We start from the raw sequence: 15,563 nt of genomic DNA on the forward strand, positions 1-15,563 counted from the left end.
CCTAGCTGAGGCGACGCCTTGATCATACGGTCAACCGATTGTAGCAATCTCACGATCCCAACGTTCGTTAAATGCAGTTGAAAGTTTGCCGATAGACATAATGCGAAATGCGCTCACATCAAGATTAGCAAGGTCTTCATAACCCTTAAGATCTATTTCTTTGCTGTCGATCAAAGGAATAGCCGCCATTTCCTTAACCATAATGGTTTGCGCCTGCTTGGACAAAATGTAGTTCATAAATGCATATGCACCGGGATTATTTGATCCGAATTTAGGGATAACCAAAGATTGCAGCGAACCGGTAAAAGACGGACTTATTTGAGCAATTTTTATGGAATCTTTGATTGCTCCTTTGGCGCGTTGAGATAAAACCATATCCGCCCAGTTCGGGCACATGTCTATTTCTCCTTGATTCAACAAGTCTAAAGTGCCTTGGTTCTTATTGGGGTAAACAACTGAACCGCCTGATTTATACATATATTGGTGTATATCTTTAAGGTAAGCAAACCCTTTGTCCCATTCTTTCACCCATTTTTCATCATCCGATACGATCGCCTCCGTAGGTAAAGTGTTATAAACTGAAGTCCTCGCAAACGAATCGCCGGCTCCACCGGTACCCGGAGTGTTATAAGCAAAACGGCCGGGATTTTTCTTCATCCAGGCAACAAGATCATCTACTGTCTTAGGCGGTTCAGGAACTTTAGCTGAATCGTACGCCAAAACAACGGTTGTACCGCGATAAGGCAAGCTGCAATCTTGGCCGACTGAATTTTTTGCCGTTATCTTGGCAGCATTGGGGAGTTGGCTTTGGTCTAGTTTGACGAAGGCATCTTCTCCTATACGCGAAACCAATTTTGACCAATCATCACCGCTCAGATCAACTAAGTCATAAGAGGTATCTTTTTCACCGGCTTGATGTGCGGCAATAATCATATCGGTGAGCGTTTGAGTGCCGGTGCCGCTAAGCATAAATTGCAGTTCCACCTCAAATTTACCGGCATACTCTGAATTGGTATTGAAATCTTTGGTTAAAGTTTCAAAAATCGTCCGTACATTATCCGAGCCCGTAGCCCAGAGTGTAATTTTTTTCTTGCTCACAGCCCCTGCTACGCCGGCATTTGACGCATCTTTTTCCGATGTTTTTCCCCCGCCGCAACCGGCTACCGTAGACATGGTCAATAAAGCGGTAAGACTGATCGCTATCCAATGTTTCCAATTCATAAAACACCTCCTGTTTTTGCTGCAAGACAATTCCTGTCAGCTGTTATTTTATGTTGCCGTTTTTGTTGCTAATATCTTGCTATCGCCAGTCCCGTCAACTCGATTCACTTAAAATACGGTATATCTTCCCAGTTTCAACCCAACTGATACTCCAACCTGTAACTTTTCGGCAGTTTCCCGATCTACAAAACATTTGATTACATTATCGTTTTTTTGCAAAGTGACCACATTGTAGTGTCCCAAGGTCATCACCGTCCTCACTTGCGCCGTAAAATCACCACTAGAAGTTATTCCCAGCGTGAGTTCTTCCGGGCGAACGGCAATTGTCGCCTCGCTACCAATTTTTTGCCTCAAATCTGGCGCAACTTCCGCAGCCGCAATAAAGTTCATTTCACCGATGAAGCCGGCCACATGGCGTGTAGCCGGTCGGTCATATATTTCTGCCGGCGTGCCGATCTGTTCAAACTTTCCCTTGTCCATAACCACAATTCGGTGTGACAGAGCCATAGCTTCTTCCTGATCATGCGTTACAAAAATAACGGTTATACCTAGATCACTTTGGATCTTCTTCAGTTCTTCGCGCATCTGTTGCCTTATTTTTGCATCAAGTGCCGAAAAAGGTTCATCTAAAAGCAATACGGATGGTTTGAGCAGCAGTGAGCGGGCAATTGCTATACGTTGTTGTTGGCCTCCAGATAATTGGCCGGGATATTTTTTCTCCGAACCTGACATGGAAACCAGCGCCAGCATTGCCTGGATGTCCTTTTCCATCTCCGGCTTTGGAACTTTTCGTAAGCGCAATCCAAAAGCTAAATTTTCCTTAATCGTCATATGAGGCCAAAGATTGTAACTCTGAAAAACCATAGCGGTAGGCCGCTTTTCGGGGGGCAGATTAACAATCGACTTTCCGTCGATACTAATATCTCCGGATGTAACAGCCAAAAAGCCGCCGATTGTCCGCAAAATAGTTGTTTTACCACAGCCGGAAGGGCCAAGCAAAGTCACTATTTCGCCGTCATATATTGATAGGTTTATATCGGCCACCCCGTCGCCATTTGGATAGCGTTTCGTCATGTTTTCAATCAAAAGCTTTACTCTGCGTCCGTTTTTCAGCTGGTCTTCTTTCATCGTCGCCTCATTCCTTTGACTTGGTCAAAAAATATATTGTTGAGCATTATTGTATAAATAATATATTTCGTCGTTGTGGAGAAGTAGTTTTGCTTTAACCCGCGGTAATTTGTAGAATTATTTCATCTTAAATCCGCCGGAAATAGCCTCCGGCCCTATGTACTTACGCATTAAAAAAATCATCAACGCTGATGGAACTATTAGCAGTAAAGCAAATACTGCCCCGATCTGAACAGCAGATGAATCTAGTACTATACCGTACATAGCTACCGGCATGGTTTTGATGCGCGCCATTCCAACTAGCATCGTCCCTTGTGCTTCCTCCATGGAGCCCAAGAATGTGTAAAGCGTAGCTACAGCGATCCCCGGCATCGCCAAGGGTAAGGTAATTTTGAAAAATGTCCTTAGCGGCCCGGCTCCGATATCGCGAGCAGCTTCTTCCTGCTGCCTGTGTACGGCGCGAAAAGCTGCCGCCGGCAACCAAACCATGAACATCATAGAATGAATAAGGTGGATTATAACTACCCCGGTCAAAGTTCCCATAAGATGATACTTGTAAAACAAAATAGCAATGGATGTATATATGCCGAGTTTAGGGAAAGCATTGGTAAGCATAAATGAAAGCATGAAGAGCTTGCGACCACGGTATTGAAAACGAGCAATAGAATAAGCTGCAGGTATGCATAGGAACATAGAAACGACGGTTGTAATTATCGCCACTAGAAAGGACTGTACCATAGATGAAACCAGACTTCTTTGAGCGAAAATATACTGCCACCATTTAATTCCCCAAGTCTGTGGCAAAATATTAGGAGCAGTATACTCATCGGCGAAGGCAAGCATCAGCATATTTAGAAGTGGGCCGTAGAAAAAGAGTATAAAGACAGCTAAAAGAACAAATTCTAAGAATTTTCGTTTACCGACTGCGTGATAAAAATTTATCGGATTGAGCATTTTGAACATTATTCAAATCCTCCGTCTGATTTTTTTATGCAACATGTACAAATTAATAATAACACAGTCGAGCGATTTTGCAAGCCCCTTTTAGTTAGTTTGCACAATATTCAATCTTTATAGTCGAATTATTTTATGCAATTATTCAAGTGTCTGATTTGCACAATCAAGATTTTTCTGCTAAAACTATACACATCATTCAGTGATCTACATCACAAACAGGCGAGAAGGTGATAATTGTGCTGCATATTTTTGATGGGTTGCGAACCTTGACGTTTCAATCTCTGATCATACGGCTGATTTTAGCCATGCTATTCGGTGGATTTATTGGGTTGGAGCGCGGACGCAAGCAGCAACCGGCCGGCTTTCGCACATATATGTTGGTTTGTCTGGGCGCGGCTCTGACAATTTTGCTGCCTTTGTACAGTGCCGAAATGATTCAGCAACACTGGCAAGCCATAGCTCACCTAACACTCAAAAATGATGTTTCTCGCTTCGGAGCGCAGGCAGTTGGCGGTATCGGTTTTCTAGGCGCCGGCACAATCCTTATCACCGGTCGACAGCAGGTTAAAGGATTGACCACGGCAGCCGGACTTTGGGCCTCTGCTTGCATGGGATTAGCCATCGGGGCAGGCTTCTATGAAGCGGTAATTTTGGCCTTCATCCTTATATTTTTTGCCGTAAAAATTTTGCCTCCGTTAGAAACCATGATCGTCGAAAAAGCTCGTTTTATCAACATTTATGTCGAAGTTGCTGAAATCGGAAATATGGGGGAAGTAATCAACACTATCAAGGCGCAGCATGCCGATATTTTAGACCTGGATATTGAGCGTAAGCCGAAGGATAAAAATTTCAACCCTAATGCTGTATTAGCTTTGCGGCTACCACAACACCAGCAGCACACGAAAATACTGACTAGGTTGGCCGAACTTGATTGCGTACGTACGGTTGAAGAAATTTAAACAGAAAATTAAAAATAGGCTTTAATATGGCGCTAATTGAGATTAACGTTAAATTGAGATTAATTGGGAGTATATACATGTTGGAAGCATTGGATTTTTTACGGGGAATTAATTTTTTGTCAGTTGTCGTCCGTTTAATGCTGGCAGTAATTTGCGGCGGAGTTATCGGAATTGAGCGTGCTTACAAAAGGCGGCCGGCCGGCTTTCGCACGCATATTCTGATATGTCTCGGCGCGGCAATGACCACGTTGACTAGCCAATATCTTTCCATATACATGTCCTACACCACCGACATTTCTCGGTTAGGTGCGCACGTTATCGCCGGAATAGGTTTTATCGGCGCCGGCACAATAATCGTCACTAAGCGGCAGCGGGTAAAAGGATTGACTACGGCGGCCGGCTTGTGGACAGCAGCGATTATCGGCTTGGTTTTGGGCAGCGGATACTTTGAAGCCGGTATCTTGGCGACCATTCTCATCATGGCGGCCGAATTACTTTTTTCTAAAATCGAATACCGAATTTTGCATAATACCCGTGAAATAAATCTATTTATTGAATACAATCGCAAAAACACTCTGGAAAAAATCCTCGCCTATTGCGCCCAAAATAATTTGAAGGTTTTAGATATTGAAGTTACACGTCAAGGGGATAGTGACCCGTCAAGCCAAGTGCATCCGATGATCGATGAAACTGGCGAAAATGCAGCGAAAGAAACGCGAGCACCAGGACAAATTCAGCCGCAGGATCATGGACAAGCTCAATCACTAGTACAAGCACAGGGGCAAACTAAGGGGTTCGGAGATGATGCAGCAGGCGCAATTTCCGGTGAAACAGATCGGCTCAAAAATTATGCTTTTGTCATATTGAATATATTGCTGAACCGACAAGTACGGCTTGAGGAAGTTATCGAGAGTCTGGCCGCCGTACGTGGAGTCATATCCGTTGACAAACTCTAGCCTCACGCCGTGCTGTATTCAACTATTTAATCAAATGGTAGAAACAGGCGGAATCCGTCAAATCCCATGCGCCGGCCTTTCTATAAAATTCATAAGCCGGGCTGTCGCGCAAAGTCGTAAAAAATATGCCGCTAACTTCGTTGCTTTTCAATTCATCAATACTGTGCCGATAAAGCGCCGTCGCCACACCTTGACGCCGCCAATGCTCAGTTACAAAAAACTCATCCATATAGTAGGAGCGGCTTTGGCCAAACACTCTTATCCGCCCCAGAACAGCCCCAATTATTTTTCCTCCGGCCAAAACGACGTTGCCGTAAAAGCCGGGTGCCTGCATTATGCAAGCCAAGGACGTGGTGGCCGTATCTGCTGTCCACTTTCCGTTCCACGGCGGGGCACTGAATACTTTAGCGTATACGGCACCCAATTCTGCACTATCGGATGGCAAAATCTTCCTTATTTCCATTCTATTCGTTCCACTTTCATGCCTGCTGCCGTAATCAGGTCACGCACATCTTTCGCCGTGCCTTTGAACGGCCCGACTTTTCCGATCTTGAGGCAAACCAACGCCGTCGCAAACAACAGACTTTCTTCAATTGAATGGTTAAGTCGCATAGCTAAATATGCCGAGAATACGGTATCGCCGCGTCCCGTTCGTCCTGCTGTGCTCGTCGGATGGTAGGCGCATGTATAAAGCGTTTTGCCATCAAACACCATCATTTCCGTATGGTAGGAGACAAAAATTTCTTTCGCTCCCCAGGTATAAAGCTGGCGTGCCGCGGCTTCTCGATCCGCCGTTCCGGTCATAATTTCTGCTTCACGCGCATCGACTTTTAAATAGCGCAAGCGTGGAAGGACTTGCAATTTTTCAGCATAATCAGTAAAAGGCATCGCTCCGGTAGTCAGGTCAGCATGCCGCAGCAAAAATTGTGCATCCGCCCCAATGTCGCCGATTTCAGCCAGACCAAGAATAAAATCTGTGCTAAAGTCAGTGTGAACAAGTCCGCCCAGGTGGTAAATTGAAGCCTTTACATCGCCTAGATCGCTCAGTTTGAAGCCGTCGGCACACCCTAAAATTTTGCTGTCTCGGCGTTCGTGCGAAGCATCATAGTATACATTTCTAATTGAAGTCGTCCCCTGGGAATCAACCGGGATTATATCGCAAGGCAGATCCCTGAAACGAGCTGCAACATCCACCTGGCGTAAATTTGCTTGCGGCAAAACCACGCTTTTTACCCCGGTTGCCTGGACTGCATAAGCAGCGCAGGTTACCGCTCCGCCGATTTCGTGAATTTCCCGACCGTCGGGTTCAACATTGATATCCAGTGAAAGAGGCCCTAAAAGAGCAATGTCATACTTGCGCATAAAAACTCCTTATCGTTAATATAAAATTTATTTTATAAATGCAATATTTTTTGGTAACAAATAACCGTGTAAATTCCTACTTTATTTAGTATAATACTACAATGATTTGCTGTCTCATTCATAATGCTATTCTTTGTCTGCCACTTATCCGGGTGTTGCAGGATCAGCGCACCGGCAGTACGGGGCAAGCCAATTCCGGCGTACCTGAATTTTACAGCAATCAATGAAAATATCATTCCGCCGTCCAAGTGTTAGAGGGAGAAATCTGTAGAAACGGCGGTTACACATAAAGTGCACAGCACGAGAACGGAGGCAATATGGCAAAACCTGTTTTAGACATCAAAAATCTTAAGGTTGAAGTCGAAGGCAAAGAAATTTTGCACGGCATCAATTTACATATTGAAGGGGGCGAAATTCACGCCATCATGGGGCCGAACGGCACCGGCAAATCGACTTTGGCCTCAGCTTTAATGGGGCACCCACGTTACACGATCACAGCCGGTACGGTTACTCTGGACGGAGCCGATTTACTTTCAATGAGCGTAGACGAACGAGCACGCGCCGGCATTTTTTTAGGGATGCAGTATCCTGCTGAAGTCCCTGGCGTCACCAATACCGATTTTTTGCGGTCGGCAGTAAACGCCAAACGTAACTGCACGGTTGGCTTTATGGATTTCCGCAAAGAGCTGATAACAGCCTTGAATGAATTGGAAATGCGCAAGGATCTGCCGGATCGTTACCTTAATGAAGGCTTTTCCGGGGGTGAAAAAAAGCGCAACGAGATTTTACAAATGAAACTTTTGCGGCCGTCGATAGCAATTTTGGACGAAATAGATTCCGGGCTTGATATCGATGCATTGAGAATAGTCGGGCAAAACATAACGGATATGTTCAAAAAGCGTGGCGAAGAAATGGCTGTTTTAATGATCACGCACTATCAGCGTTTGCTGGACTACGTACACCCGGATTTTGTTCATGTAATAATTGATGGAAAAATTGTCCACACAGGAGACGCCGCTCTGGCTTTGCGGCTTGAAGCAGAAGGCTATGACTGGTTGAAGCAGGAATTAGGTATCGAAATCAACGCAGACGAAGCGCAAGATGCCTCCGGCGCAGGTCAGGTCGCAACCGACGTTGGCGGCGGTTCCTCTGCCTCTACTGCCTCCTCTGCCTCAGCTGCTGGCGTAGCGAACGATTTAGACGCCCTGTTCAAGTAATGGGGGGTGATCACATGTTGAAATTTCCTTGCGCTTTGAGTGAATCGGATTTGGCTGCCATGCAAGGCACCGTAGTCGATTTCACCGCCGCCGGGCAACCGGCTGTCCCTGAACAACTGGCTGATGCCGGGCAAATGATCGGTGTGGCTTTGCTAAAGAACCATTCTTTGTCCGCCAAAGCCTATGATGCTTTTGCCGATGTGCTATTCCAACCGGAGTCAAAACGTCCGCAAACTCTGTTTTTACAAGATTTGGCCCGGCCACAAACCAGTTTATGTCCAGATTGGACCCAGGTAAAAAACGATCTGCTGATTTTGCGCTTGCCGGCCAGCAACGATGAATCACGGTATTTTTCATTTAATGTTCCTACAAATACAAAACGGCAAATTGTTATCGTCGAAGCCGACTCATGTTCGCCCGCAGCCGTGGCAACACTGTCACCCGACACAAGAACCGCAGCCGCAGCCGCGACCGGCAAAGCCGCCACTTTCATTGATATTTCAGTTGAACGTGACGCTGAACTGAATATCGTATATGTTCACGCAGCCCATACCGCAACACCGCATACCGCCGGCATTTGCCTCTACAACGCACGCGTAGCCACCAACGCTGCCTTCACTTGGACAGCCGTCGATTTTACCGGCAGCTTGCAGGAATTCGGCCGCACCGAGCTGGCCGAGCCCTATGCCAAGGCGAATATAAATGCAGCTGCGTTTATTCTGAGCGGCCATGAACAGTCATATTTAACCAAAATCATCTGTGCCAGACCACACACCACCGCTCATATATTTAATCGCGGTGTAGTAGAAGGCAAAGCAACCGGACGCATGGCAGCCGTTTGCGATATCGCCAAAGGAGCCTCCGGAACAATTGCCCGACAAGAAAACCGCTTTATCACTTTAAGTCCGGAGGCCAAAGCCTTTGCCGACCCGAGTTTGCTTATTGATGAATACGACGTTGCCGCGTCACATTTGGCAACCGTCGGTCAGCTGGACGAAGAAAGCACCTATTATCTTTGCAGTCGCGGTCTTTCTCGCAGCCAAGCCATACGTTTGGTTACTGTCGGTTTCCTGATTCCGGTTTTGGACCTTATTCCCCAAACCGCTTTACGTGACACTCTGAAATCTGACTTAGATTCCACCGTAAATGAAAAGCGAGGTGATAATTAATGTCTTTTGATGTTGCACTCACCGGCAGTGCCTGTCCACTGCGCGTAGATTGCTCCGCCGCCGGTAGCCGTACCCTGCGCGAGGCTTTCCCGATGCTCCGGACCTCAGTAAAAGGCAAACCCCTCATCTATCTCAACAGCGCGGCCACCGCTTTAAAACCACAATGCGTTATCGATGCGATGACTGAATACTATCAAACCTATGGAGTAAATATCGCTCGAGGCGTGGACGAAATAAGTTACCGAGCAACCAAGACTTTTGAAGAAACACGGCATAAAACGGCTAATTTTTTGCACGCCGCACGCAGTGAAGAAATCATTTTTACCCGCGGCACAACCGCCTCGTTGAATTTGGTCTGTCGTTCTTTTGCCGAAACTGTCGTTTCAGCTGGCGATGAAATCATCGTCTCGTCTGGCGAACACCATGCCAATTACATTCCCTGGCAACAATTGGCTCGCAAAGTCGGGGCCAAATTTACCGTCTTGCCGCTCGATGCAAACGGCTGTGTCACGCCGGATACTTTGGCGGCCGCCATCAGCGATCGCACCAAAATCGTAGCCGTATTCCATATCAGCAATGTTATGGGAGCCTGCAACGATCTAACGGCTTTAGCGGCCATTGCCCATGCGCATGGAGCTTACTTCATTGCCGATGGTGCTCAAGGGATTGTACACGAACAAATAGATGTACAACGCACCGGTGTTGATTTTTATGCCTTCAGTGGGCATAAGCTTTTCGGGCCGACTGGAATAGGAGTTCTTTACGGCAAATATGATTTGCTTGAGCAGATGGAGCCAATTGAATACGGCGGTGAAATGATAGATGTCGTTGACGTCTATACGACAACTTTTGCTGCGCCGCCGCACCGTTTTGAAGCCGGCACCATGCCGATTGCCGAGGTCATCGGGCTGGGCAAGGCCATCGACTTCGTTCAGGCGACCGGCTATCCTTTGATGCAAGCCAGGGTAGCCGCTTTGACCGATTATCTGTTCAAAGGACTGCAGGCGAAGCCATCGATCAGTCTGTACAATCCGCATAATTTAGCTGGCGGTATTGCCAGTTTCAATGTTTCCGGCATCCATCCACACGACGTCGCCGGGATTTACGACCGCGCCGGTATTTCCGTCCGCGCCGGGCAACACTGCTCGCAGCCGATGATGCGCGCTTTACACCAACAAGCCACATTGCGCGTGAGCCTCGGTTTTTACAACACATTTGAAGAAATAGATCGTTTTTTAGAAATAACTACGGAAGCCGGTGATTTTCTCGATGTTCTCTTCGGATGAAACTTTATTGCGTCAAATAATCATGGATCACTATCGTAATCCGCGTAACAAAGGACTTATTAATGATAAAAAATATCACACCGTGCATTTGAAAAATCCAAGTTGCGGTGATGATTTAACCGTGCAGCTGGCCGTTTCGGACGGCAAAATCACGGATGTGCGGCAAAGTGGTGCTGGGTGTTCGATTTGCTGTTCTAGTGCCTCAATGATGAGCGAACTTATCAAAGGGCATACGTTAAGTGAAGCGCAGTCTTTGATTAAGAATTTTCGCAACATGGTGGAATCAGAACCGTATAATGAAGCGGATCTTGGGGATGCTATCAGCCTGCAAGGGGTTTCGCACCTACCGCAGCGGGTAAAATGTGCCACTTTAAGTTGGCTGGCTTGTCAGCAAGGAATTGATGAAATTGAGGCCGGCCTACCCTCGGCCGCCGAGCCGCGCACGGTATCCTGCACGCTGACTGAAGATTCGCTGAAAAATATGCACTGACGAACATTTACTGAGAAATATTTACCGAGGAATATTTACTGAGGAACATTTACTGAGGAACATTTGCTTATGGAAAATAAAAATATACCTAATCAAAACAGCAATCTCGCCGCGGAGGACAAGATTCAGGCCGAATCAATCGTACGCAGCGATTTTGAACATAAAATTTATGACGGCGACATATCCGTGCTAAAATTCAGCAAGGGTTTGGACGAGGCTAAAGTGCGAGAAATTTCCCGTCTAAAAAAGGAGCCGGCCTGGATGACCGATATTCGGGTAAAAGCTTACCACACCTTTTTAAAAACCCCCTATCCTACCTTCGGGCCGGATCTCAGTGGTTTAGATTTGGATGACATCACCTATTATAATCGCGCCACCCCGAAAGCCGAAAGCACTTGGGATCAGGTGCCGGAAAAGATCAAAGAAACTTTCGACAAGCTCGGCATTCCGGAAGCGGAAAAACAATATTTGGCCGGAGTCACCACCCAATATGAGTCTGAGGTCGTTTATCACAAGGCCCAGCAAAAACTGCAAGAACTGGGAGTCGTTTTCCTTGACACTGATACCGGGCTAAAGAAGTATCCAGAATTATTCGAACGTTTTTTCGGTAAACTGGTGCCGGCTGCTGACAATAAATTTGCTGCCCTCAATACAGCTGTTTGGTCAGGCGGTTCTTTCATCTATGTACCGAAAGGTGTGAAATGTCCTCAACCGGTGCAATCTTATTTTCGCATCAATTCCGAACGTTTAGGGCAGTTTGAACGCACATTGATCATTGTCGATGATGATGCCGATCTGCATTACATCGAAGGCTGCACCGCCCCAACCTACACCACCAGCTCCTTGCACGCAGCCATTGTCGAAATTTTTGTTGGCAAAAACGCCAAATGTCGTTATTCAACTGTGCAAAATTGGTCTAACAATGTTTATAATCTGGTTACCAAACGCTCTTCCTGTGAGGCTGGCGGCCACATGGAATGGGTCGATGGCAATATTGGAGCCGGCGTAACTATGCTTTACCCATCCTGCTATTTGCGGGGTGAAGGGGCGCACGGTAGCATGATTTCTGTTTCCATGGCTGACCGGGGTCAAATCCAGGACATCGGGGCACGGATGATTCATACCGCACCTAATACCAGCTCACAAATTATTTCCAAGTCACTCTCGCGAAACGGGGGCAATGCCATCTATCGCGGTACGGTAGAACACACGCCGGCAGCGCACGGGGCCAAGTCCTACATTGAATGTGACACACTTATTTTGGACAAAGAATCTGAATCCGACACCATTCCTACCTACCGTATTCGGGAAGGCGTTTCGGAAATTGAGCATGAGGGAACCGTTTCCAAAGTTAATGAAGAACAGATCTTTTACTTGATGAGTCGAGGTCTGACAGAGGAAGCCGCTACCGAAATGATAATTTCCGGATTTATTGAACCTTTCACCCGAGAGTTGCCGATGGAATATGCGGTCGAATTAAATCAGTTGCTAAAACTTGACATGTCGAACAGCGTCGGTTGAGGCTTTTCACCGCGACTTGAAAGGAAACAAACCTGTTAACGATGGAGTTATCTATCATTAACAGGTTTAATTTTTATTAAGTAGATAGTCTGCATTTAATTCTACTCAATCAATACTTCTGCCACATTCCATTATTTTCTTCTTACAAACTACTGCAAATCCTGTGAGCAAAATTCCTAAAGCAAAAAATAACCAGCCGAAAGAGATGGATTCGCCAGTCTTAGGCAATGCGTGAACCTGTTTCTTGGGTTTTGGAATATATTTAATGCCTCACAGCTTGGCCCAAAAATTACCAATATGCTTTTGCCAATGCTCTTTGAGGCGATTAATCCGTTCCTCCAAACGAGCCGGGGTAGAAAAATAAAGTGGCAAATTTTTCACACCCAGCACCGCCAAAGCCTTTACCGTATTTAACAGAAATTTTTTCGTCAGTTCATCCAAATGAACGGTGGCCTGCAGAACCGCCGGAATATTTGTTTTCCAGTCTGCTTTAAATTCTTCTACTGAGTCGGCTTCAGTGTTGTTGATCAACAACGCATATAGGCAATCAATGAAGCGTTCACGGTCGGCGACGGATATCGTTTGCAGCCAGCCGGTAAGTGTATCATCAACAAACTTGGCCTCTTTCGAAATGTCTTCCAGCCAGATAAAATCTCCATCGCTAACCTGCCAGGTAAAGGGATCGTGCTGCATAATTCCGAAACCATCGCTTTTTACTACTCTATATTGCTCACCCGAGTTAAGTAACATACCAATGATCGAAGTTTGGGGGAGAATCTTTTCAATCTTGTTTTCGATGGCAACAAAGCCCGGCGACTGGCAAAACTCCGGCAAGAATCCAGGGCCATCATGACTGTAGACACGCTTTATCCGTTGTTGCACAGCAGGGGCGACTGTAGCCGCCGCGTAAACAGCTAGATTGCCACCTTTCGAATGCCCGCCTACCAGAAGCTCGCCATTCGTTTCAGCCGCTACCCCGGCAAGAAATTCCCTCGCCCGTTCTTGAGCCGGGATTGGTGACATATAAGTCATGTTAAAATCTTCTTTCCACCCGACAAAACTTGCGTCGGTACCACGAAAACCAACATATAGCAAATTAGGACTCAAGCGGAAAGCAAAAGCGGCAAATTGTTTTTCAGCGGCCGGATTAAGTTCTTCTATATAATCAGAAACGATAATTTTACTGAAGCGGCGTGATTTGGCCAAAGCCCGCAAGAAATCTGCCGCATAGGATTGTTGGGCCAGACTACAGAACGGGTTGCCAGTGTATTTTTCCTTGGCAAACAGGCCGAGCGTGGCCTTGCCAGAAGCTATGACAGCACTCAGCCCTACCTTTTCACCATTGAGCTTAATTTGTTCCGGCAGTTGCCAATAAGACAGCCATGCCAAAATCAGGCTGTCCACCGCATTGAGCGGTTGTTCCGCCAACGTTTTGTTTGCTTTTTTTATATAGTCTAATATATTTCCCATACTAATTTCTCAAACTGCTCGACGAACGTTCCGAATGTATCCAAACCGCTCAGCCAAAATTCCTGATTCGTCAAATCAATTCCCACCGAACGAGCCGTATCTTCCGCCGAAGCGACTGTGGTCATGGTCAAGAATTGGTCGTATTTAGGCATGAATGGAGCTCCCTCCGCCTGATAACGGCTGTACAAACCGATGGCCAGCAAAGCTCCGAAGGCATAAGGAAAGTTGTAATAGCCCATATATGAAGAATAATAATGTCCCTTGCACGCCCACATATACGGATGGAGGGTTTCCGGAATAATTGCTTCGCCATAAGCTTCCAACTGCGCCTTATGCATTGTTTCGCAACACTCTTCCACCGTAAGCCGCCCTCGATCACAGGTATCAAAAACCGCTTCTTCGAATAGGAACCGCGAATAAATATCGACAACGGTTTGGCAAGTGTTGCATAAAACACCTTCCAAGATTGCCAGTTTTTCTTCCCGATCATCAGTGTCGGCCAAGGACATCAACGTCAAATGTGTCTCATTAAAAGTTGAGGCCGTTTCCGCTACCGGCATCGAATAGTCCCAATTAAGCGGCAGATGATTTTGAATACGATAGCCGTGATAAGCATGGCCGAGTTCATGCGCCAAAGTGTCGACCGCATCAAAGCTGCCATTGAAGTTGGTCAAAATTCGACTTTGCTTTATTTGCGGGAGATTAGAGCAAAAAGCACCGCCCACTTTTCCCGGCCGCGGCCAGAAATCGATCCAAGCTTCATCAAAAGCCCGGCGCATCAATTCGGCGATGGGAGGATGAAGTTTATTAAAAGCCTTGACCAGCAGGTCTTTTGCTTCATCCAAAGTGTAAGTGTGGTTTGTCCGACCCAGCGGCGCGAACAAATCCCACCATGGTAAGGCCCCCGAATGGCCGAGGTATTTCGCCTTGGCTTTGAGATAGCGCCGAAATAAAGGCAGACGTTCGCGGATCGCCCCCAGCAAAGCATCAAGGGTTTCCCGGCTCATAAACGAATCGAACACCGCTTCATCCAATGGGCTGGCAAAACCGCGCCGCCGACTCATAAATTTGGCCTGTTTTTTTATGGAATTCAGGGCGAAAGAAACCGGAACAGCGATTTCTTTATATGAGGCCAGCTCCGCCCGGTATGCAGCCTCGCGCACAGACGCTTCGCTGTCATAAGCATAGTTGCGAATGTCAGCCAAAGTGCATTTTTTCCCTTGAAAATCCATCTGTAAATTAGCCGTAAGCTGATCGAATAAGGCACTCCACGCATTGCCGCCGGCCATGTTCAAACCGGCCGCCAGTTCTTCTTCTTCACTGCTGAGCAAATATTTGCTCTCGGCCCGTTTGCGTTCCAAATAATACTTTAAATCCGCCAAATCAGGATCGGTAATCAAGTCCTCCCAAGGCGTGAAAGCCGCAATGCTCCGGCAAAAGGCGACTTCAGCCGGCTTTAATTCATTGCAAGCCGTCTGAATCTGTTCAAGCAAATTTTCTGCCTCGATATCTGAGGTATCGGCCGACGTGCGCAAGTACAGATATCCTTCCAGCGAATTAGCAAGTACGGATAAACGGGAAAAAACTTGCAAACGCGCCTTAATCGCAGCTACGGTTGTAGCAGGATCAGAAAGATTTCGGTTGGCGGCAATCAGCTCACGCAGTTCCTGCCAATCCGCCTTAAATTTAGCTGAATCCAAGCCGGTATACAGCGCGTCCAGTGACCATTTTTCATTCATTATTTTGTCTCCTTATTTTTCGTCATACGTACTTCTGTCAAGCATTACCGCCGATATACGCACTTCTTTTTAATATTTTTAACGACAT

General features: G+C 46.6%; 15 protein-coding genes. 7 read left to right on the forward strand and 8 right to left on the reverse strand.

The annotated features are described in order from the left end of the window. Window positions 1-30: 30 nt before the first annotated feature. From HMPREF0868_RS06345 to HMPREF0868_RS06355, 3 genes are all read right to left on the reverse strand, one after another. On the reverse strand, window positions 31-1,221 hold the full coding sequence (locus HMPREF0868_RS06345) for an extracellular solute-binding protein (RefSeq protein WP_012993903.1): 1,191 nt from the start codon (window positions 1,219-1,221) through the stop codon (window positions 31-33). 108 nt (window positions 1,222-1,329) lie between these two features. Continuing rightward, window positions 1,330-2,349, reverse strand: a complete 1,020-nt coding sequence (locus HMPREF0868_RS06350) for an ABC transporter ATP-binding protein (RefSeq protein WP_012993904.1) — start codon at window positions 2,347-2,349, stop codon at window positions 1,330-1,332. Window positions 2,350-2,466: 117 nt separating this feature from the next. After that, window positions 2,467-3,312, reverse strand: a complete 846-nt coding sequence (locus HMPREF0868_RS06355; RefSeq protein ID WP_012993905.1) for an ABC transporter permease — start codon at window positions 3,310-3,312, stop codon at window positions 2,467-2,469. Window positions 3,313-3,533: 221 nt separating this feature from the next. Between HMPREF0868_RS06355 and HMPREF0868_RS06360 the strand changes: the two genes are divergently transcribed. Beyond that, window positions 3,534-4,265, forward strand: a complete 732-nt coding sequence (locus HMPREF0868_RS06360; RefSeq protein ID WP_012993906.1) for an MgtC/SapB family protein — start codon at window positions 3,534-3,536, stop codon at window positions 4,263-4,265. A 77-nt stretch (window positions 4,266-4,342) separates the two neighbouring features. Then, window positions 4,343-5,221, forward strand: a complete 879-nt coding sequence (locus HMPREF0868_RS06365; RefSeq protein WP_012993907.1) for an MgtC/SapB family protein — start codon at window positions 4,343-4,345, stop codon at window positions 5,219-5,221. Between the two features lie 22 nt (window positions 5,222-5,243). Here HMPREF0868_RS06365 and HMPREF0868_RS06370 read toward each other — a convergent pair whose 3' ends face one another. Together HMPREF0868_RS06370 and HMPREF0868_RS06375 are read right to left on the reverse strand one after the other, a co-directional pair. After that, window positions 5,244-5,684, reverse strand: coding sequence for a GNAT family N-acetyltransferase (locus HMPREF0868_RS06370; protein ID WP_012993908.1), 441 nt, complete (start codon window positions 5,682-5,684; stop codon window positions 5,244-5,246). After that, a complete protein-coding gene (locus HMPREF0868_RS06375; protein WP_012993909.1) occupies window positions 5,675-6,583 on the reverse strand; it encodes a carbohydrate kinase family protein in 909 nt (302 codons plus the stop codon). The genes HMPREF0868_RS06370 and HMPREF0868_RS06375 overlap by 10 nt, the downstream gene beginning before the upstream one ends. Before the next feature lie 317 nt (window positions 6,584-6,900). Here HMPREF0868_RS06375 and sufC point away from each other — a divergent pair, with 317 nt between their 5' ends. The 5 genes from sufC to sufB all read left to right on the forward strand — a co-directional run bounded on the left by sufC (window position 6,901) and on the right by sufB (window position 12,266). Further along, on the forward strand, window positions 6,901-7,800 hold the full coding sequence (sufC, locus tag HMPREF0868_RS06385) for a Fe-S cluster assembly ATPase SufC (RefSeq protein WP_012993910.1): 900 nt from the start codon (window positions 6,901-6,903) through the stop codon (window positions 7,798-7,800). 14 nt (window positions 7,801-7,814) lie between these two features. Further along, window positions 7,815-8,969 (forward strand): SufD family Fe-S cluster assembly protein, encoded by a 1,155-nt coding sequence (locus HMPREF0868_RS08070; protein WP_012993911.1) that lies wholly within the window; start codon window positions 7,815-7,817, stop codon window positions 8,967-8,969. Beyond that, a complete protein-coding gene (locus HMPREF0868_RS06395) occupies window positions 8,969-10,255 on the forward strand; it encodes an aminotransferase class V-fold PLP-dependent enzyme (protein WP_012993912.1) in 1,287 nt (428 codons plus the stop codon). Before HMPREF0868_RS08070 ends, HMPREF0868_RS06395 begins: the two co-directional genes overlap by 1 nt. Continuing rightward, complete coding sequence (gene sufU, locus HMPREF0868_RS06400; RefSeq protein ID WP_012993913.1) at window positions 10,239-10,745, forward strand: Fe-S cluster assembly sulfur transfer protein SufU; 507 nt, start codon at window positions 10,239-10,241, stop codon at window positions 10,743-10,745. Before HMPREF0868_RS06395 ends, sufU begins: the two co-directional genes overlap by 17 nt. 69 nt (window positions 10,746-10,814) lie before the next feature. Beyond that, entirely contained in the window at window positions 10,815-12,266 is a 1,452-nt protein-coding gene (sufB, locus tag HMPREF0868_RS06405; RefSeq protein ID WP_012993914.1) for a Fe-S cluster assembly protein SufB, read from the forward strand. 105 nt (window positions 12,267-12,371) lie between these two features. On the opposite strand, the gene HMPREF0868_RS08805 is transcribed toward sufB, so the two are convergent. Genes HMPREF0868_RS08805 through HMPREF0868_RS06415 form a run of 3 tightly spaced genes read right to left on the reverse strand, consistent with a single transcriptional unit; the run spans window position 12,372 to window position 15,475 of the window. Next, window positions 12,372-12,533 carry an LPXTG cell wall anchor domain-containing protein gene (locus tag HMPREF0868_RS08805; protein ID WP_081470272.1) on the reverse strand — a complete coding sequence of 54 codons (162 nt, stop codon included), beginning with the start codon at window positions 12,531-12,533 and terminating at the stop codon, window positions 12,372-12,374. A 3-nt stretch (window positions 12,534-12,536) separates the two neighbouring features. After that, window positions 12,537-13,736 carry a DUF2974 domain-containing protein gene (locus tag HMPREF0868_RS06410; protein ID WP_012993916.1) on the reverse strand — a complete coding sequence of 400 codons (1,200 nt, stop codon included), beginning with the start codon at window positions 13,734-13,736 and terminating at the stop codon, window positions 12,537-12,539. Next, the gene (locus HMPREF0868_RS06415; protein WP_012993917.1) at window positions 13,721-15,475 is read right to left on the reverse strand and encodes a M3 family oligoendopeptidase; all 1,755 of its coding nucleotides are present in this window, start codon (window positions 15,473-15,475) and stop codon (window positions 13,721-13,723) included. The genes HMPREF0868_RS06410 and HMPREF0868_RS06415 overlap by 16 nt, the downstream gene beginning before the upstream one ends. Window positions 15,476-15,563 lie beyond the last annotated feature (88 nt).

The organism is Mageeibacillus indolicus UPII9-5, assembly GCF_000025225.2.
Classification (GTDB): Bacteria; Bacillota; Clostridia; order Saccharofermentanales; family Fastidiosipilaceae; genus Mageeibacillus; species Mageeibacillus indolicus.

Excerpts from the sequence above, each read along its gene's own strand:
- HMPREF0868_RS06365 (WP_012993907.1), top strand. The coding sequence starts at position 4,343 with ATGTTGGAAGCATTGGATTTTTTACGGGGAATTAATTTTTTGTCAGTT.
- HMPREF0868_RS06375 (WP_012993909.1), bottom strand. The coding sequence starts at position 6,583 with ATGCGCAAGTATGACATTGCTCTTTTAGGGCCTCTTTCACTGGATATC.
- sufC (WP_012993910.1), top strand. The coding sequence starts at position 6,901 with ATGGCAAAACCTGTTTTAGACATCAAAAATCTTAAGGTTGAAGTCGAA.
- HMPREF0868_RS06395 (WP_012993912.1), top strand. The coding sequence starts at position 8,969 with ATGTCTTTTGATGTTGCACTCACCGGCAGTGCCTGTCCACTGCGCGTA.
- HMPREF0868_RS06345 (WP_012993903.1), bottom strand. The coding sequence starts at position 1,221 with ATGAATTGGAAACATTGGATAGCGATCAGTCTTACCGCTTTATTGACC.
- HMPREF0868_RS06415 (WP_012993917.1), bottom strand. The coding sequence starts at position 15,475 with ATGAATGAAAAATGGTCACTGGACGCGCTGTATACCGGCTTGGATTCA.
- HMPREF0868_RS06370 (WP_012993908.1), bottom strand. The coding sequence starts at position 5,684 with ATGGAAATAAGGAAGATTTTGCCATCCGATAGTGCAGAATTGGGTGCC.
- HMPREF0868_RS06410 (WP_012993916.1), bottom strand. The coding sequence starts at position 13,736 with ATGGGAAATATATTAGACTATATAAAAAAAGCAAACAAAACGTTGGCG.
- HMPREF0868_RS08070 (WP_012993911.1), top strand. The coding sequence starts at position 7,815 with ATGTTGAAATTTCCTTGCGCTTTGAGTGAATCGGATTTGGCTGCCATG.
- HMPREF0868_RS06355 (WP_012993905.1), bottom strand. The coding sequence starts at position 3,312 with ATGTTCAAAATGCTCAATCCGATAAATTTTTATCACGCAGTCGGTAAA.
- sufB (WP_012993914.1), top strand. The coding sequence starts at position 10,815 with ATGGAAAATAAAAATATACCTAATCAAAACAGCAATCTCGCCGCGGAG.
- sufU (WP_012993913.1), top strand. The coding sequence starts at position 10,239 with ATGTTCTCTTCGGATGAAACTTTATTGCGTCAAATAATCATGGATCAC.
- HMPREF0868_RS06350 (WP_012993904.1), bottom strand. The coding sequence starts at position 2,349 with ATGAAAGAAGACCAGCTGAAAAACGGACGCAGAGTAAAGCTTTTGATT.